General features: G+C 70.8%; 17 protein-coding genes. 7 read left to right on the forward strand and 10 right to left on the reverse strand.

Going from position 1 to position 17,408, the window contains the following annotated elements; translation table 11 throughout:
* Positions 1-4 precede the first annotated feature (4 nt).
* Positions 5-970 (reverse strand): hypothetical protein, encoded by a 966-nt coding sequence (locus BJ964_RS34615; RefSeq protein WP_188124576.1) that lies wholly within the window; start codon positions 968-970, stop codon positions 5-7.
* Positions 971-1,081: 111 nt separating this feature from the next.
* Between BJ964_RS34615 and BJ964_RS34620 the strand changes: the two genes are divergently transcribed.
* Positions 1,082-2,173, forward strand: coding sequence for a hypothetical protein (locus tag BJ964_RS34620; RefSeq protein WP_188124577.1), 1,092 nt, complete (start codon positions 1,082-1,084; stop codon positions 2,171-2,173).
* A 5-nt stretch (positions 2,174-2,178) separates the two neighbouring features.
* Here the strand turns inward: BJ964_RS34620 and BJ964_RS34625 are convergent, their stop codons facing one another.
* Both BJ964_RS34625 and BJ964_RS34630 read right to left on the reverse strand, forming a co-directional pair.
* Positions 2,179-2,958, reverse strand: a complete 780-nt coding sequence (locus BJ964_RS34625) for an ABC transporter permease (RefSeq protein ID WP_188124578.1) — start codon at positions 2,956-2,958, stop codon at positions 2,179-2,181.
* Entirely contained in the window at positions 2,955-3,863 is a 909-nt protein-coding gene (locus BJ964_RS34630) for an ATP-binding cassette domain-containing protein (protein ID WP_188124579.1), read from the reverse strand. The genes BJ964_RS34625 and BJ964_RS34630 overlap by 4 nt, the downstream gene beginning before the upstream one ends.
* A 120-nt stretch (positions 3,864-3,983) precedes the next feature.
* Between BJ964_RS34630 and BJ964_RS34635 the strand changes: the two genes are divergently transcribed.
* From BJ964_RS34635 to BJ964_RS34645, 3 genes are all read left to right on the forward strand, one after another.
* Positions 3,984-4,691 (forward strand): TetR/AcrR family transcriptional regulator, encoded by a 708-nt coding sequence (locus tag BJ964_RS34635; RefSeq protein ID WP_188127343.1) that lies wholly within the window; start codon positions 3,984-3,986, stop codon positions 4,689-4,691.
* Between the two features lie 97 nt (positions 4,692-4,788).
* Entirely contained in the window at positions 4,789-6,462 is a 1,674-nt protein-coding gene (locus tag BJ964_RS34640; protein WP_229807458.1) for a methyl-accepting chemotaxis protein, read from the forward strand.
* A gap of 132 nt (positions 6,463-6,594) precedes the next feature.
* Positions 6,595-7,164: a class I SAM-dependent methyltransferase gene (locus BJ964_RS34645; RefSeq protein WP_188124580.1), complete on the forward strand. Its 570-nt coding sequence runs from the start codon at positions 6,595-6,597 to the stop codon at positions 7,162-7,164.
* A 146-nt stretch (positions 7,165-7,310) separates the two neighbouring features.
* Here BJ964_RS34645 and BJ964_RS34650 read toward each other — a convergent pair whose 3' ends face one another.
* The 7 genes from BJ964_RS34650 to BJ964_RS34680 all read right to left on the reverse strand — a co-directional run bounded on the left by BJ964_RS34650 (position 7,311) and on the right by BJ964_RS34680 (position 13,568).
* Positions 7,311-8,552: a tetratricopeptide repeat protein gene (locus BJ964_RS34650; protein WP_223149663.1), complete on the reverse strand. Its 1,242-nt coding sequence runs from the start codon at positions 8,550-8,552 to the stop codon at positions 7,311-7,313.
* 335 nt (positions 8,553-8,887) lie between these two features.
* On the reverse strand, positions 8,888-9,517 hold the full coding sequence (gene lexA, locus BJ964_RS34655) for a transcriptional repressor LexA (RefSeq protein WP_203832944.1): 630 nt from the start codon (positions 9,515-9,517) through the stop codon (positions 8,888-8,890).
* A 47-nt stretch (positions 9,518-9,564) separates the two neighbouring features.
* On the reverse strand, positions 9,565-10,404 hold the full coding sequence (locus BJ964_RS34660) for an ABC transporter permease (RefSeq protein WP_188124581.1): 840 nt from the start codon (positions 10,402-10,404) through the stop codon (positions 9,565-9,567).
* The gene (locus BJ964_RS34665) at positions 10,401-11,291 is read right to left on the reverse strand and encodes an ABC transporter ATP-binding protein (protein WP_229807459.1); all 891 of its coding nucleotides are present in this window, start codon (positions 11,289-11,291) and stop codon (positions 10,401-10,403) included. The genes BJ964_RS34660 and BJ964_RS34665 overlap by 4 nt, the downstream gene beginning before the upstream one ends.
* Positions 11,288-12,343 (reverse strand): hypothetical protein, encoded by a 1,056-nt coding sequence (locus BJ964_RS34670; protein ID WP_188124583.1) that lies wholly within the window; start codon positions 12,341-12,343, stop codon positions 11,288-11,290. Before BJ964_RS34670 ends, BJ964_RS34665 begins: the two co-directional genes overlap by 4 nt.
* Positions 12,327-12,863: a sigma-70 family RNA polymerase sigma factor gene (locus BJ964_RS34675; RefSeq protein WP_203832943.1), complete on the reverse strand. Its 537-nt coding sequence runs from the start codon at positions 12,861-12,863 to the stop codon at positions 12,327-12,329. The genes BJ964_RS34670 and BJ964_RS34675 overlap by 17 nt, the downstream gene beginning before the upstream one ends.
* 18 nt (positions 12,864-12,881) lie before the next feature.
* Positions 12,882-13,568: an alpha/beta hydrolase gene (locus BJ964_RS34680; protein ID WP_188124584.1), complete on the reverse strand. Its 687-nt coding sequence runs from the start codon at positions 13,566-13,568 to the stop codon at positions 12,882-12,884.
* Positions 13,569-13,589: 21 nt separating this feature from the next.
* Here BJ964_RS34680 and BJ964_RS34685 point away from each other — a divergent pair, with 21 nt between their 5' ends.
* Genes BJ964_RS34685 through BJ964_RS34690 form a run of 3 tightly spaced genes read left to right on the forward strand, consistent with a single transcriptional unit; the run spans position 13,590 to position 17,402 of the window.
* Entirely contained in the window at positions 13,590-14,573 is a 984-nt protein-coding gene (locus BJ964_RS34685; RefSeq protein ID WP_188124585.1) for a hypothetical protein, read from the forward strand.
* Between the two features lie 52 nt (positions 14,574-14,625).
* A complete protein-coding gene (locus tag BJ964_RS47495; protein ID WP_203832942.1) occupies positions 14,626-15,450 on the forward strand; it encodes a hypothetical protein in 825 nt (274 codons plus the stop codon).
* Between the two features lie 41 nt (positions 15,451-15,491).
* Entirely contained in the window at positions 15,492-17,402 is a 1,911-nt protein-coding gene (locus BJ964_RS34690) for a DUF1707 domain-containing protein (RefSeq protein WP_203832941.1), read from the forward strand.
* Positions 17,403-17,408: the final 6 nt, after the last annotated feature.

Raw genomic sequence — 17,408 nt, forward strand, 5'->3', positions numbered from 1 at the left:
GCCGTCATATCAGGTCCCACCTGCCCTTGAACCAGCGGATCAGGGACTTCGCGAGATAATGGTGGCGGGCGGCCCATATGTCGTCGAAGAGGAACATCTGCTGGTAGCCGAAGGTGTCGTCCATGTGGAAGACGGCCTGTGCCAGGTGGTCGGCGACGGCGATCCGGCCGTCGGCCGGGCGGCGGCGGCCCAGTGGGCCGGGGATCCTCTCGTGGCCGGCGACCTGTGCCATCACCTCGCGGACGATGCGGTGCGCCTCGTCGTGGCCGCCGTCCAGGCCCTCGACGTCCAGGTACTGATCGTTCCAGGCGCCCCACCGGTTGATCCGGTCGAGGGCCGGCTCCAGGTCGGTGTCGTGCGGGCCGACCGCCGCGCGCAGCAGGGTCAGCTCCGGCGGCCAGTCGCGCGGGACGTCGGTGGAGCGCAGCCAGGCGGGCAGGTCGGGGAGCCGGACACCGCGCAGCCGGACCACCACACCCTGGGTGTCCCAGTCGACGTCACCCAGCGTGGACACCGCGAACGTGGTGACCGGTTCGCCGTCGTCGTCGCCCCCGGAGGCGGGCAGCGGCCACTGCTCGTGCAACGCGTACGCCAGCCGGGACGGTTCGGCGGCGACCAGGCTCTGGTCGAGGAAGAAGTAGGCGAGCGGCACCTCGTCGTCGTCCGTGGACGCCCGCACGGAGTGGTCGTCCACTTTCACCGCGCCCTCGACGTACAGATATCGCTTGAGGAGCTTGCGCAGCTCGGACATGGAGCCGGGCGACGGCAGGGACCGCTCCGTCGCCTCCTCGAAGATCGAATCGAGGCCGTAGACTTCGGCGCCGAGTTCGGCCTTCACCCAGGCGCGGGGATCGGCGGCAGCCTCGGTCCAGCCGCGGCGGAACCAGTCGAGGACGGTGGCGTCGGGCAGCCGGCGGACGTGTTTGCCGAGAATTCCCTCGTACGGGGAGCGGTACACGAAGCAGATCACGCTGACATTGTCGTTACCTGACGTAAACACTTCCTACGGGAGTGTGTCATCAGTCTTTCACCAGGATTGTTGATCATTCACGTGGTTCGGGACGGATGAGGTGGAGGCCGGATGCCACGGCGCGTTTTCGTACACATCGGTGCGCCCAAGACCGGTAGCACCTTCGTGCAGGACGTGCTCTGGAACAACACCGAGCGGCTGAAACGGGCCGGCTTCCTGATGCCGGTCTCGTTCACCGCGCACGACCAGGCGATGACCGATCTGCGGCAGGTGCCGTGGCGCGACCCGCAGGCGTACTGGACGTGGGACCGGCTGGTCGAGACGTTCACCAGGTGGCCGGGCGATGTCGTGCTCACCAACGAGGGTTTCGGGGCCGCCGACGCCGAGCAGGCGAAACGGGCCGTGGAGAGCCTCGCGCCGGCCGAGGTGCACGTCATCGTGGCGGCCCGCGACCTGTGGCGGACGTTCCCGTCGATGTGGCAGCAGAGCATCCGGGCCCGCAGCACCTGGCGGTTCGAGGAGTTCGTCACTGCCGTCGAGCTGGGCCGGTTCGAGGGGTTCTGGGAGCACCACACCGCCAACCGGATGTTCTTGCGCTGGGGCGACCTGGTGCCGCCGGAGCGCCGGCACGTCGTCACCGTCCCGCCGCCGGGCGCGCCGCGTGAGCTGCTGTGGCAGCGGTTCGCCGGGATCATCGGCATCCCGGACGGGGTCTGCGAGATGACCGCGCCCACCGCCAACCTGTCGCTCGGCGCGCCGGAGATCGAGCTGCTGCGGCGGGTCAACATGGCGCTCGGGGACCGCTTTCCGCACCGGATGCCCTACCAGCGGGTGGTGCACCAGCATCTGGTCCGGGCGGTGCTGCAACGGCGCGACAACGACATGCGGTTCGGCGTCGGGCTGGACCGTGCCGAGTGGATCGCCGACCTGGCCGAGCAGCAGATCAAGGAGCTCCAGGACTATCCGTGTCACATCGTCGGTGATCTGGGGGAGCTGCGGCCGTCCGGGATGAGGCAGACGCCCACCCCGGACGAGCTGGACGAACGGCAGATCCTGGACGCCGCCATCGAGACCATCGTGGGCATGCTCGGGCACGCCGACGAACTGCGGCAGCAGGTGCCCGTACCGGAACCGACGATCATGGCCCGGATCCGCAGCCGGGCCGGTGGGGTGCGGCGCGGCCTGCGCCGCACCCTCGGCTGACTCGATTACGCCCGTAGCCGGCGATACGCCCGGGCCGACAGCGGCGCGAAGATCACCGTGAGCAGCACCGGCCAGGCCACCGCCAGCAGCACCGCGTGATCGGCGAGCACCCCGCCGGTCACGCCGGTCGGATTGCCGAACAGCTCACGGGCCGCGGTCGCCGTCGCGGAGAGCGGATTCCATGCGGCGATCGCGCCCAGCCAGCCCGGCATCGTCTCGGCCGACACGATCGCCGTCGACAGGAACCCGATCGGCCACACCAGCACCTGCACCGCCGACGTGGCGCCCTCCCCACGGAACCGCAGGCCGATGAAGATCCCGATCCAGAGCATCGAAAACCTCAAGAGCAACAGCAGGAGTACGGCCAGAGCGGCCGCAACCGCATCCCCGGTGATCCGCCACCCGACGGCCAGCCCGCCGACCAGCATGACCAGCAGCTCCACCGTCGAGTTGGTCATGTCGGCGCCGACCCGCCCGAGCGCCACCGAGGCGCTGCCGATCGGCATGGCCCGGAACCGGTCGGTGATTCCCTTGCGGGCGTCGTTGCCCATCGCGGTGGCCGTCGACTCGACCCCGAACAGCATGCTCAGCGCCATCATGCCGGGCAGCAGGTAGGCGATGTAGTCCCCGCCGCCGGGCACGTTGATCGCCCCGCCGAACAGGAACCCGAACACCAGCAGCAGCATGATCGAGAACATCAGGCCGAAGATCGGCCCCCAGGGCTGGCGCACCCAGTGGGCCAGGTCGCGCTGTGTGATGATCCAGCCCGCGCGCAGGGTCGTCATTTGGCCGGCTCCTTGTCGGTCAGGGTCAGGAACACCTCGTCCAGGGTGGGGCGGCGCAGCTGGAGGTCCTCGATGCTCGCGTCCAGCGCGTCCAGCGTGCGGACGATCGCGGCCAGCCCTTCGGTGACCTCGACCGTGACCGTCCGGGTCTCCTCGTCGACGGTTCCGCCCAGCGCGCGGGCGGCCTCGTCGAGCGGCCCGTGCAGGGTGACGGTCACCCGGTCGCCGCCGATCTTCCGTTTCAGGGCCTCGGGGCTGCCCTCGGCGATCACCCGGCCGTGGTTCATCACCGAGATCTCCGAGGCCAGCTGGTCGGCCTCGTCCAGATACTGCGTCGTGAGCAGCACCGTGGTGCCGCGGGCCGCGGTCTCCCGGATGCTGGTCCACACCTCGTTGCGGGCCCGCGGGTCCAGGCCGGTGGTCGGTTCGTCCAGGAACAGCACGGCCGGGGTGAGCACCAGGCCGGCGGCGATGTCGAGGCGGCGGCGCATGCCCCCGCTGTAGGTGGAGACGGCCCGCTCGGCCGCCGCGGTCAGGTCGAACAGGTCCAGCAGCTCGCCGGCGCGGGCCTGGGCGTCCGCCTTCGCGAGGCCGTAGAGGCGGCCGAACATCACCAGGTTCTGGCGGCCGCCGAGGATCTCGTCGACCGCCGGGTTCTGCCCGACCAGGCCGATGCTCGCGCGAACCTGTTTCGCCTGGGTGCGGACGTCGAAGCCGGCGACCCGGGCGACTCCGCCGTCCAGGTCGATCAGGGTGGTCAGGGCCTTCACCGCGGTGGTCTTGCCGGCGCCGTTCGGCCCGAGCAGGCCGTGGATGACCCCGGCCGGCACGTGCAGGTCGAAGCCGTCCAGGGCGTCGAGGTCGCCATATCTCTTGCGCAGTCCCTCGGCGATCAGGGTGTCCACAGGAACGCTCCTTAACTCCGTATGCCTTACGGAAAATCGTAGCGCGGAACACCGTACACCTCACGGGGTAGTCTGTGCCACGTGGAACCCGACCGGACTCTGAACCTTCTGTGGCGCTCGATGCTCGGCACCCCGCAGGGCACCCGCGGCCCGAAACAGCGGGTCAGCGTCGACGAGGTGATCCGGGCCGGCATCGCGGTCGCCGACGAGGACGGCCTGCCCGTCTTCTCCATGCGCAAGGTCGCCGACCGGCTCGGCCTCAAACTGATGTCGATCTACACGTACGTGCCGGGCCGCTCCGAACTGATCGGCCTCATGGTCGACGAGGTCATCGGCGAGATCCCGCACCCGCCGCACCCGGACGGCCCGCTCCGCGACCGCCTGGCCGGGGTGGCCCGGCACCTGTGGGACGAGTACCACCGCCACCCGTGGCTGCTCCAGGTCGAGTCCAGCCGCCCGTGGATCGGCCCGCACTGCTGCACCCGCTACGAGTGGCAGCTCGAGGCCATCGAGGGCTACGGGCTCACCGACCTGGAGATGGACCAGGTGACCACCATGGTCTGCGACTTCACGGCCGGGGCCGCCCGCGCCTCGATCCTGGCCCACCGCACCACCGAGGAATCCGGCATCAGCGACGCCGAATGGTGGGCCGCCAACGCGCCCGTCCTGGAGAAGGTGATGCCCCCGGGCGCCTACCCGCTCTCCGGCCGCGTCGGCACCGCCGCCGGCCAGGAGTACAACGCCGTCGGCGACCCGGCCCGCTCCTTCCGCTTCGGCCTCGACCGCCTCCTCGACGGCGTCGAGACCCTGCTGCGCCGACATACCTGACCACCAGGTTTCACCAGATGAGAAGCGGCTCAGCGGGTCGTGGTGAAGGCCGATCGCTGCGGGAGACGTTCCCGAAGCGACAGCGAGGAGAAGCCCCTTGTCGATCTCGAAGCGGGCCGCGGTACGGCAGTCCACCGTCAGCAAGGTGGCCGTCGGCGGCCTCGGCCTGATCACCGGCCTCCTGGTCCTCGGCGTCAGCCTGACCGGCGACGCCGTCGACGACCAACGGACGGCCGCTGACCGGCAGGACCGGTTCGCCGCACTGGGGGTGCAGCTTCGCGGCGCTTCCGACTTCCTGACCGACCAGGCCCGCCAGTACGCCGTCACGACCGAATCCGAACACCTCGACGCGTACTGGAACGAGATCGACACCACCAAGACCCGCGACCACGTGGTCAGCCAGCTCAAGGAACTCGGCGCCACCGCGGACGAGCTGGCGCTGGTCGACGAGGCCAAGGCGAACTCCGACGCGCTGGTCGACACCGAGTCACGATCACAGCGGCTGGTCCTCGAGGCGACCGGGGTGCCCCAGGCGGACATGCCGCCGGCGATCGCCGACGTCACACTGTCCGCGGACGACGCGGCGCTCAGCGATGCGAAGAAGCTCGCGGTCGCCCGGACGATCATGTTCGACAAGAAGTACGAGGCGGACAAGGCGGTGATCACCGAGCCGCTCCAGCACTTCCAGCAGCTGCTGAACGACCGGGCCGCCACCGTCGTCAGCGACGCGGAGAAGTCGATCCAGAACGCCATCCACCTGCTGATCGCGCTGGCCGTCCTGCTGCCGCTGGTGATGGGCGGCGTGGTGTTCCTGCTCCAGTCCAAGGTCGGGCGGATCGTGGTGCGCTACACCGACGCCCTCCGCAAACGCGACGTCTACGACCTGTCGTTCCGGCTCCAGCCGGCCGGCAGCCGCGAGATGGGACAACTCGCCGACGCGTTCAACGAGGAACTGGAACGCAGCCTGGTCCTGGTCAGTGCCGTCGCCGGCAACGCCGACACCCTCGCCGCGGCGTCCGAGGAACTGTCCGTCACCAGCGACCAGGTCGCGGCCGGCTCCGGCGACGCGAGCCGCATGGCGACCCAGGTCGCCGACACGGCGGACCAGGTGTCGCACAACGTGCAGATCGTCGCGGCCGGCACCGAGGAGATGGGCGCGTCCATCAACGAGATCTCCCAGAACACCACCGAGGCGGCCCGGGTCGGCGAGAACGCGGTCATCCTGGCCGGCAACACCAACGCCACCGTGGCGAAGCTCGGCGTGTCGTCGTCCGAGATCGGCGACGTGATCAAGGTGATCACCGCGATCGCCGAGCAGACGAACCTGCTCGCGCTGAACGCCACCATCGAGTCCGCCCGTGCCGGCGAGGCGGGCAAGGGCTTCGCGGTCGTCGCCACCGAGGTCAAGGACCTGGCCCAGGAGACGGCCCGCGCCACCGACGAGATCTCCCGCCGGGTGCAGGCCATCCAGACCGACGCCAAGGGCGCGGTCGAGGCCATCGGCGAGATCACCCACGTGATCGCCCGGATCAACGAGTACCAGACCACGATCGCCAGCGCCGTCGAGGAGCAGGCCGCGACGACCAGCGAGATCAGCCGCAGCGTCTCCGACGCCGCGGCGGGCGCCACCGAGATCGCCACCACCGTCGCCGGTGTCGCCGAGGCATCACAGCTGGCCGCGACCGGTGTCGAGGACACCCGGCAGGCCAGCGCGGACCTGGCCCGCATGGGCACCGAGCTGCAGAGCCTCGTGGCGCAGTACCGGTACTGACCACGTCGAAGGCCGGGCCGCGATCGCGGCCCGGCCGGCGTCCCGGATAAGGTCGCAGAGAGGCCGGTTGCGGACGCCGATCACCGCCGCCGGCGTCCGTGGATACCGGATCAGCGGCGTCGAGGAGCCGTGATGCCCGACTACGACGAGATCTATCAGGACGGCGCCACGCCCTGGGAGATCGGCGGACCACAGCCCGCGCTCGCCGCCGTGGTGACACGCGGGGCGTCCGTCCTCGACCTCGGCTGCGGCACCGGCGAACTGGCGATCTCCCTCGCCCGACGCGGCCACCAGGTGACCGCTGTCGACATCTCGTCGGTCGCGATCGAACGCGCCCGCACCAAGGCGTTCGCCGCCGCGGTGACCGTCGACTTCCGGGTCTGCGACGTCATCGAGCTGGCCATGGATCCGTTCGACATCGTGTTCGACTCCGGCCTGCTGCACAGCCTGCACCGCTGGGGCGGGGTGGAAGGCTACCTCGCCCTGCTGCCCACCCTGCTCGTCCCGGGCGGAAGCCTGTTCGTGCTGGCCATCGGCGTGGAGGCGGGCCAGGGCTGGGGCGTCACCGAGGACTACCTGCGCTCCGTCTTCACCGCCCCGGACTGGACGAACACTCGGGTCACACCGGCCGACGTGGCCGCATTCTGGAACGGCGACCACATCCGCCTCCCCGGCTACCTAACCAGCACCACCCGAGCCTGACCTCCCCGGCCGGCTATCAGCGCTGTCCCTGCCGCGCTGATCGCAATTTTGCCACCGTTCGGCGGCTGTTTCGGCGACCGAGGTTGGGGCTGGCAGGTTGCCATATCCCCGAGGCCCCATGTACCTGTGGAGGGTCGACAAAATGATCAGGTCACGGTGTCGGTTTGTGCCAGTTCGTGGCGTACCTGCTCAAGCAGGGCGGTGTGGTTGGTCAGGTTGGGGTGTTCGACCTGCCGTTCGAGGTCGACGACGCGCTCGAGTTCGGCGGCGGCCAGGGCGAGGTTGCCGTCGGCCCGGTGAATCATCACGAGGTTGTGCCGGGTGATCGCTTCACCGAACCGGTCGCCGATCTCTCGCAAGGTGGGCAGGGCCTGGTGGTAGTAGTCCAGTGCCTGCTGCCGGTCGCCCAGCACGTAGTACAGGTGGCCGATGTTGTTGAGGGTGACCGCTTCGCCGGCCCGGTCGCCGACCTCCAGCCGGATCAGCAGGGCCTGTTGGTAGTGCTCCAGTGCCTGTCGCTGGTCGCCCAGCGTGTTATACACGCCGCCGATGTTGTTGAGGGTGACCGCTTCGCCGGCCCGGTCGCCGACCTCCAACTGGATCAGCAGGGCCTGTTGGTAGTGCTCCAGTGCCTGTCGCTGGTCGCCCAGTCGGGTGTACACGCCGCCGATGTTGTTGAGGGCGACCGCTTCGCCGGCCCGGTCGCCGATCTCTTGCAAGGTGGGCAGGGCCTGGTGGTAGTAGTTCAGTGCCTGTCGCCGGTCGCCCAGCCTGTTGTGCACCAGGCCGATGTTGTTGAGGGCGACCGCTTCGCCGGCCCGGTCGCCGATCTCTTGCAAGGTGGGCAGGGCCTGGTGGTAGTAGTTCAGTGCCTGTCGCCGGTCGCCCAGCCTGTTGTGCACGAGGCCGATGCTGTTGAAGGTGGTGGCTTCGCCGGCCCGATCGCCGGCCTGCCGGTACAGGTCCAGGGCCTGGTGGTAGTAGTTCAGTGCCTGTCGCTGGTCGCCCAGCCTGTTGTGCACGAGGCCGATGCTGGCGAGTGTGGCGGCTTCGCTGGCCCGATCGCCGGCCTGCCGGTACAGGTCCAGGGCCGGCTGGTAGTCCTCTAGTGCCGGCCGGGGCCAGCCGGTCGCCTGGCGGGCCCAGCCCCGGTCGTAGAGGGCGCTGGCGTTCGGGCCCAGGGTCAGCGTCGCGGTGGCGATGGCATGTGCCTCGGCGAACCGGGACCTGGGCAGCAGCACCCGGCCCAGCCGGTCACCGATGTCACGGGCGATGGCCGCCTCACCACCGGCAACCGCGAGGCGATGCACCTCTATTTCTCGACCGACGTCGACCGTCGTGATGCCGTCGACCCGCGGCGGTCGTCCGTAAGGTTCGGGGCCGTCCATGTCCCGGGCACCTCCTCGCCTTGGTCCGGCTGTACGGGTCCGCGGTCGCGATGTTCCTGCCAGGATGTGGCAGCGGGCAGCGATCCCCATGGTGCCCGGCGATCACTATCGGTACACCAGCGGCCGTCGATGTGGGGCCGGACAGTCGGAAAGGCGTCAAACGGCCGTCCGCGACCCGAGCCACTTGGAACGGTTCCCGAATCCAGTCCGGTGTGACGGTGACGGGTGGCGATTCGGGCCGCGGTGGCGAGGGTGACCATGTAGGTGGACCGGGGCCGCGCTGCGGCCTGGAGTGGGTGGTGAGGTCGCGTGCGGTGGTCGTACAGGGAAGGGGGTCAGATGCGGCGCAGGACCGTGACGACCTTGCCGAGAATGACCGCGTCGTCGCCGGGGATCGGCTGGTAAGCCGGGTTTCGCGGCTCGAGCAGGACGTGGCCGCCGCGTCGCCGGAAGACCTTGACCGTCGCCTCGTCGTCGATCATCGCGGCGACGATGTCGCCGTTCCACGCCTCGGACTGCTGGCGGACCACGACGATGTCGCCGTCGCAGATGGCCGCGTCGACCATCGAGTCGCCCTGCACCCGCAGGCTGAACAGCGTGCCCCGGCCGACCAGGTCGCGTGGCAGGTTCAGCAGTTCCTCGGTGTCGTCGCCGGCGGCGAGAATCGGGGTGCCCGCCGCGATCGTGCCGACCAGCGGGACCCCGACCGTGTCGTCGGACGGTGATGGCGTGGTCTCCAGGAACATGCGGACGTCGACCGGTCGCGCCACGCCCCGCCCGCGCCGCAGGTAACCGAACTCCTCCAGCGTGCGTAGATGCCGGCTCACCGTGGACGCCGACATGCCCAGCCCGTCCGCGATCTCCCGGGTCGACGGCGCGTAACCGTGTTTGACGACCGCGTCCCGGATCGCCAGAAGGATCCGCTGGAGGCGGTCGGGCAGCGCGGGCAGGTCCTCGTCGAGCACCTGGTGATCCTGCCCTATTCGTCCCGTAAGGCGAAATCGGCGCGCCGTCACAGGTCGCGGCGCTGGAAACCGAGCGCGGCCAGGCCCAGCACCAGCAGTGTCCAGATCGCCGCCCACGTCAGGTAGGCGGGGGTGAGCGGCGCCATGCTCAGGAACGGTGACTCCTCCACGCCGGTGCCGATCTGGGCGAGCAGCGCCGGATCCTGGAACGCGTTCATCGCACCGCGCCACAGCCCGTCGGTGGGCAGCAGCATCCGCGACACCACCCCGATCTGGGCGACGCTCGGATTGTCGAGGGCCTCGCCGACGGATCCGACCACCCCGGCGATCCAGGTGGCGCCGAACAGGCCGACCGCCACGATTCCGGACGCCATCGGCGAGACCGCGGTGGCGAACAGCAGACCCAGGGTGAGCAGCGCGGCCGTCTGCCCGGCCAGCAGCAGCAGACCGGTCACCGGATGCGGCGGCCAGTAGCCGACGGTCAGGTACACGATCAGGAACTGGGCGACCCCGGCGACGGCCACGAACCCGGACCCGAACGCGACCAGGCCCAGCCACTTGCCGAGCAGCACCGACCAGCGGTGGATCGGCCTGGTCATCATGGCGAGCGCGATCCCGGACTCGACCTCCCCGGCCAGGCTGGGCCCGGCCAGGAAGGCGGTGCCGAGCGCGGCGATCAGGCTGTAGCCGAACATCACCAGGTTCAGCACCGTCGACCCGGCGACCTTGGCCTCGCCGCTGGTCAGGCCCCCGAACTCGGCGTCGATCCGGGAGAAGCCCCACGCGCTGAGCGCCAGCAGCAGCACGGTCAGGACCGCCAGCGACCGCAGCACCCGGCGCCGGGACGCCTCCCGCAGGGTCAGTGAGGCGATGGTCAGGACGGTCACCGGTGCTCCTCCGGGTGGGTGCGCAGGATGTCGAGCAGCCGTTCCTCGAGGGTGGCGCGGGCCGGCTCCGCGGCGTGTACCCGCACCCCGTGTTCGACCAGGTCGGCGACGAGCGCGGGGACGTCGTCGGGCATGGCGACGGTGTAGAGGTCACCGCTTCTCTCGCACGGGTCCAGCAGGCCGTCCGGCACGTTGCCGAGCCGCAGGCGCAGCTTCCGGCGCCCGAGCATCTCGGCCAGGGTGCCGGATGCCGCTACCCGGCCCCGGTCGAGGATCAGCACCCGGTCGCAGACCCGTTCCACCTCGCCGATCAGATGCGAGTTGAGCAGCACCGCGACCCGCCGTTGTTTCAGCGAGAGCAGCAGGTCACGGACGTCGGCGCGGCCCAGCGGATCGAGGGCGCTGGTCGGTTCGTCGAGCACCACCAGTTCCGGCCGAGACACCAGCGCCACCGCGAGGCCGAGCCGCTGCTGCATGCCCTTGGAGAAGCCGCCCACCCGGTCGGATGCCCGGTCGGCGAGACCGACCAGGCCGAGCCCTTCCCGGCGTTCGCGATCCGAAACGGTCACCCCCGCCAGGCGTACGTGCAATGCCAGGACCTCGCCGGCGGTGAGCCACGGCTGGTAGCGGAACAGTTCGGGCAGATAGCCGACCCGCTCCCGGGACCGTGGATCGGTGTTCGGGCGGCCGAGCAGCATCACCTCGCCCGCGTCCGGCCGGACCAGGCCGAGCATCATCTTGATGACGCTGGTCTTGCCGGCCCCGTTCGGCCCGAGCAGCCCGAGCACCTCGCCGCGGGCCACGGTGAACGACACGCCGTCCACCGCGACCCGCTTCCGATAGCGTTTGCGCAGGTGGGAGGCCCACACGGCGGGGGAGTCGGTCACTGCTTCCACCGCAGGTTCCGGGCCACGCCGAGGACCTCGTCGCTGCTGAGCGTGCCGCCGACCGCGTTGACGTGGCCCTTCTCCACCCAGACGACCGTGGAGACGGCCCCGTCCCGGCTGGCCAGCACGGTCGCCGGGGTGCCGTTGACATCCGTGGTGAAGCTGACCTGCGTCGCCGACCTGACCAGCAGCGGCAGGGTGGTGGCGTTCGTGAAACTGCGCAACTGGTCGGCGACCGTCGCCGGCAGGCCGGGCAGGGTGAGCAGGTAGTCGAGGCCGGTTTCGAACGGCACCCCGGTCGAGTAGGCGGCCGGCGCCTTCACCCGGCCGACGATCAGCGCCGGCACGCCCCGTGCCTCGGACCAGACGGCGGCCAGACCGGGGCCGGCGGTGAGGCTGAACTGACTGGCCTCCAGTCCGGCGGGCGGCTCGGGCATCGGCTGACCGAGCGCCTGCTCGGCCTTCTCGCGGTCGAAGGTGAAGATCGCCTTCATCCGATTTCCTACGACGAAACGCGGCTGCCCGGTCACGCCACGTGGCAGCTCCTTGACCAGGGGAGTGGGGAGTCCGGTGATCCGCCGCGCCTCGTTGGCGCCTTCGACGCTTCGGACGTTCGGCCGTTCCTCCACGGTCATAGCGCCATAGGACGATAAATCCGGCAGAGCGACCAGGTCGGCCTGATCCACGGTCACCGGCGCGACCTTCTCGGTGTGGAAGATCTGCAACCAGTCCCCGGCCGCGGCCGCCGACGCCCCACCCAGCAGCGCCACCACCCCGATCACCGCCACGACCGGGCTGCGCACCGCGAACCTGCGCCTGTTGCGCACCGGCACGGCCACCGGCGCCGCGCCGGCCAGGCGAATCCAGGCCGCGTCCACGTCCGGCTCCACGTCGAACCGCAGCGCCGACTCGACCAGCAGCGCGTCGGCCTCCGCCTCGACGAGACGGGACCGGCACTGCCCACACGACGTCACATGCTCGCGGTCGGCGTCGGCGACCCCGTCCGGCTCGTCGACGAGACGGCGCAGCAGACCGTCACTCGGGTGAGGCATGACCCAGCTCCTTACGAAGGGCGGATTCGGCGCGCCGCACGGTGGTGCCCACGCTGCCGGGGGAGAGTTCGAGAGCGGCCGCGACCTCGGCGTAACTCAGGCCGCTGTGCCGCAACACCAGGGCGATCGCCTGCCTGCGGGGCAGACGGGACAGCGCCGCGCGTACCCTCCGGCGCTCGTCGAGAGTGACCACCGCGTCGGCGACATCCGGCGCGGTCGAGTGACCACCGTCAGTGGCGGCCTCCTCCCGGGAGGCCCGCCGCCGCCCGGAACGCAGATGGTTCAGCGCGGTGTGGGCGGCCGCCACACACAGCCAGCCCACCGCCTCACCCGCCGGGACGCTGCTGCGGCCGAACGCCAGGAACGCCTCCTGGGCGACGTCCTCGGCCTCGTCCCGCGACCCCAGCACCCGGGCCGCCACCCCGACCACCTTGGGGTACGCGGAGCGGAACACGTGTTCGAGATCGGAACGCACGGAGGCCGGCACAGCGCCCTCCCGCTCGGTCAACAACTGGTTCACATCAGAGAAGCACCACCGCTACGCCGAATGTGACAGCTTCCGGACCGCCGCCGCGACACCGTCCGGATCCACCAGTTGATGCAGATGCAGCCCCGGCAGATGCTCGACCGGCCAGCCCCGCCCCCGGGCGTCCGCCGCGACCTCCTCGTAGGGCTCGGCGAACAGCACATACCCGCACGGCCGTCGATCCCACCCCTCGGGAACCGGAATCCGCTGCTCGTAGTAGCTCAACGGCAGCCGCGGCTGCTCCTTCTCCACCATCCGCCGGGTCACCGGGTCGGGGAACATCGGCGCCACGTCCGCGTCGTCCCACCAGTCGGTCCACGCCGGCAGCACACCGTCCGCATCGGCCTTGCCTCGCAAGACCTCCAGAAACCCGGGCGAGGCGACCTCGGTCGCGCTTCCGCGGGCAGGCAGGGCCGCGTCGACGAAGACACAAGCCTTGACGGTACGGGTGAGCGCGCCCACCACCACCGGCACGAACAGCCCGGCGTTGCTGTGCGCCACCAGAACCACCTCGTCGCCCACGGGCAGGCGCTCCACCCCGGACGCCACCGCCCTCGCGACGGCGGGCCAGAACGGCGGCCCCTCCCCACCGACGTGCAGCAGCGACGGCACGATCGACCCGGGCAGCCGCTCAGCGACCGGAGCCCAGGTCAGCGGCCCCACCGACGGACTGTGCATCAGGACGTAGGAGATCCCCATCGGCACATCTAAGCTCAGCCGGTGTATTTCGTCGTCCGCTGGCGCGGGGATTCTCCTTACAGCAAACACGTCCACCACGTGCCCGGCACGACGGTTCTCGGCTGGTTCCAGCGTGCCTGGCACCACGAGAACCCGGAGACGCTGATCGACACCGAACTCGACGGCGGCGCGTACGGCTTCGAGACGATCTTCGAAGCGATCGCGGAACACGACCTGCCGTGCCCGGCGACCACCGACGAGCTGCGGGAGCTGCTGCTCGAACACCTCTGGGTGGAGGGCGACGACGACGAGAACTTCATCCAGCTCGACGAGCTCTCGCTGCGGGTGCGCACCGATGACGACGAAGTGGACCTCGCCTACTACTTCCTCGACGACGCGCTGGTCACCGGCGCGGCGGACCGCATCGCCTACCTGCTGCACGACACCTGGCCGCTGCCCACCGGCGCCGCTGCGCCCGGCACGGCCTTCACCCACACGGTGCCGGTCCGGGCCGTCAGCCCCGTGTCCGGACCCGATGCCGTCTTCGCGGTCCGCAACTGCTGGAAGCAGATCGGCCACCGCGACCGGAACCTGGACCTGCACGGCGCGATCGTCTTCCCCGGCGTGCTGCTGCCGGACCTCGCCACCCACCTGACCGGCACCGACGACACCACAGCGGCCGGCTGGACCGACGATGCCCGCCTCGTCCGGTCCCTCGTCGGCCCCGGCGAGACGGACATGGTCCCGGCGATGCGCCGATACGCGGCGCTCGGTGGCTACGATCTGTCGGGCCCGGGCTGGGCGGCTCCGGACCACGAGCAGATCCTGCGACGGCTGCCCGAGACTGCGGCAGCCGAGTCGCGGACCGACACGAGCCCACACCTCGCACAGGCGGCCCGCTACATCGACAGCTTCTTCGGCTACGACCAGCTCCTTCTCTTCGACACCCGGTGGGCTGCCGCGCAGCCCGACCTGGCCCGCTCCCTGCTGCGCTACGCCGCCCACTGGGATCCACTGCACAGGTAGGCCCGCCCGTCCGCCAGTACACGAGGAATGCCACTCACGTACTGGAGGCCTCGTGGGACTGTTCCGAACCGCCGAGCTGGATCCGGCCCTCGCCGATGTGCTCGCCACCAGCCACCGCCGCGCCCGCAAGGCCCTTGCCAAAGGGCAGGACGGCGTCCACAAGGCAGTGCGGCCGGGCGAGCGGATCGTGGCCGTGACCGTCGACGACCTCGAATGCCTCTGGACGATCGTCGTCACCGAGGAACGGCTGCTCACCATGACCCGCGGCGGCGAGATCCTGGTTCGGGAGACCGGAATCGCCGAGGTCCCCGGCGCGACCGTCGAGAACGGCAAGCACTACGCGGTGCTGGTGCTCGACCGGATGAGCCTGCGACTGCACTTCGAGAACCGCGCCGAGGCCGGCGCCCTCGCCAAACAGATCAACCAGCTGGTCGTCGCCAACCGGCCGCGCACCATCCCGGCCCTGCACCCCGGCCTGTACGGAACACTGCTGTCCCGCGCCGGCGTCCCGGAGACCGCGGTCAACCGGGCCCGCCTCGCCGAACGGACCGCCGTCGTCCTCGGCGCCCAGGCCGTCGCCATGACCGCCCAGTTGGGCGACCCGGACGCGTTCGCCGAGTTCACCCACCTGTTCGCCAGAGTCACGCCGGGCCGCGAACAGCAGCGCGCCGACGACATGATCTCCTGGCTGTGGGAGTGGCATCCGCTCACCCACCAGACCCTGACCCGGCAGCTCGCCACCTGGCAGGACGGCCTGCTCCAGCCGGACAGCTTCCTCACCGCGGCCGCCGGCGGCGAGATCCCGCCCTGGTCGGACACCCCTGGCGACGACACCGAGACGTGGCGGGTGGTGTACCGGCGCAACCAGCGGACCTGACTCCGTACCAGAATGGCGTTGATCTTCTAGTATCGACGGCCGTGACCGACCTCCCGCGCGCCTCGCACGCCGACCGGCAGCACACCGCCGATCTCCTCGACATCGCGCTGGCCGAGGGCCGCCTCGACGCCGCCGAACACGAGACCCGCACCGGTACGGCACAGGCCGCCAAGGATCCGCAGACGCTGGCCGCCCTGGTGGCCGACCTGCCGGACCGGCCCGGCGTCCGCGACTGGACCAACCGGCTGCGCGTGCGGGCCACGGACCGCCGCAACGCGGTCACCTGGCTCGGCGACGCCCTCGCCGACGGCGTGCTGACCGCCGGCGAGCACGCGGACCGCCGTGCCGAGGTCGCCGAGGCGGTCACCTACCGGCAGCTGACGAAGGCGATGGACGGCGTCGCCGGGCCGCCGTCCGAACGGGAGCGGCTGTTCGTCACCGAGGCGGACCGGGCCCGGCTCGTCGCCCGTCTGGACCGCGATCTCGCTGCCGGGCTGATCGGCAGCGGCGACCACGCCGATCTGACGGGCGCGGTCACCGGCGCTTCCCGGTACGGGGACCTCGACGCGATCTCGGCCGACCTCGCCACCCGTACCGGAACCGGACGGCGCGCCGACGTGGCCCTCGCCCCGCCCGCGCCGGCCCGCCGACGGCAGCCCTGGAGACTCGTCGCGGCCGCCGCGACGGTCGTCGCCGTGGTGATCGCCACCGTGCTGGTCGCGCGTGCGCCCGGCGCCCCGCCGGCCAACCTGCCATTGGACGGCCGTGACCTGGTCATCCAATGGCAGGCCGGCCCGGACCGGCCGTCCGATGTGCAGGCCGTCGGCACCTGGGTGCACGGCGGCACGCTGATCCGGGCCCGCGAGGACCTGGTCACCGCCTACGACGGGGCCACCGGGCGGGAGGTGTGGACCTTCCAGCCGCCCGCCCGGCAGGAGATGTGCACGATGAGCCGCGGCACCTCGGACGGCATCGGCATCCTCGGGTTCGGCGCCGACGAGGACGGCCTGATCTGCGACACCCTCGTCGCCGTCGACCTGACCACCGGCAAGACCCTGTGGCGGCGGACCCGGGCCCTCGGCGCCAGCGGGACATCGGTGTCGGCCGTCGACGACGAGGTCGGCATCGCGCGCGACACCGTCGTGTTCAAGGAGGGGACCGGGTTCGCGGCGGTCGGCCTGCGCGACAACAAACTGAGGTGGCGCCAGGCGGCGCCCGCCACGTGCGCCGGTTACTCGGTGACCGCCGCCGATGACGACGCGGTGCTGATCTCCGCCTGTCCCGACGCCGCCGCCCGGCTCGTGATGGCCGACCCGGCGTCCGGGCTGGTCCGGTTCCAGGTGCCGCTGCGGATGCACCCCGACGACGCCCTGGTGGCGAGGGCCGGCAACAACAAGGCCACCGTGGTGCTGTCCACGACACCGCTGGTGGTGCGGACCACCGACGACGGCACCCGGACCGCGGACGCGGTGCTGTCGTTCGACGCCCACGGCAACCGCCGGGCGAGCATCCCGCTGTCCCAGCAGGACCTGGACGTCGGTCCCGCCCAGATTCCCGGCGCCTACCCCGGGTTCATCCCCTACCCGGCGGCCCGGGTCCGCGCCCTGGCCGTCGTCGGCGACACCCTGATCGTCCCGGCGCGGCCCGCGGGCGGCTCCGAGGAGGACCGGGTGGCCGCGTTCTCGCTGGCCGACGGTCGCCGACTGTGGGTCACCCCACTGCCGGAACAGATCATCGGCGCGGCGGCCGACGCCAACCGTTTCGTGGCGCTCACCTATCTCGGCGTCCTGCACACCCTGGACCCGGTGGACGGCTCCGTCGTCATCGAGGTCCCGGTCGGCGGCTGGATCAACTACCCGTTGCACACCGACCTGCGCCTGCTTCCCGGCCGGTACGCGGTCAGCAACTACAGCAGCACCACCGAGACCCCACCGGCCCTCATGATCGGATAGCGCCCG

Source organism: Actinoplanes lobatus (assembly GCF_014205215.1).
GTDB lineage: Bacteria > Actinomycetota > Actinomycetes > Mycobacteriales > Micromonosporaceae > Actinoplanes > Actinoplanes lobatus.

What these genes read in the sequence shown, in the direction of transcription:
- BJ964_RS34680 (WP_188124584.1), bottom strand. Translation starts at nt 13,568, where the DNA reads ATGGGGATCTCCTACGTCCTGATGCACAGTCCGTCGGTGGGGCCGCTG.
- BJ964_RS34650 (WP_223149663.1), bottom strand. Translation starts at nt 8,552, where the DNA reads ATGGACGGCCCCGAACCTTACGGACGACCGCCGCGGGTCGACGGCATC.
- BJ964_RS34635 (WP_188127343.1), top strand. Translation starts at nt 3,984, where the DNA reads ATGCTCGGCACCCCGCAGGGCACCCGCGGCCCGAAACAGCGGGTCAGC.
- BJ964_RS34625 (WP_188124578.1), bottom strand. Translation starts at nt 2,958, where the DNA reads ATGACGACCCTGCGCGCGGGCTGGATCATCACACAGCGCGACCTGGCC.
- BJ964_RS34670 (WP_188124583.1), bottom strand. Translation starts at nt 12,343, where the DNA reads ATGCCTCACCCGAGTGACGGTCTGCTGCGCCGTCTCGTCGACGAGCCG.
- BJ964_RS34620 (WP_188124577.1), top strand. Translation starts at nt 1,082, where the DNA reads ATGCCACGGCGCGTTTTCGTACACATCGGTGCGCCCAAGACCGGTAGC.
- BJ964_RS34645 (WP_188124580.1), top strand. Translation starts at nt 6,595, where the DNA reads ATGCCCGACTACGACGAGATCTATCAGGACGGCGCCACGCCCTGGGAG.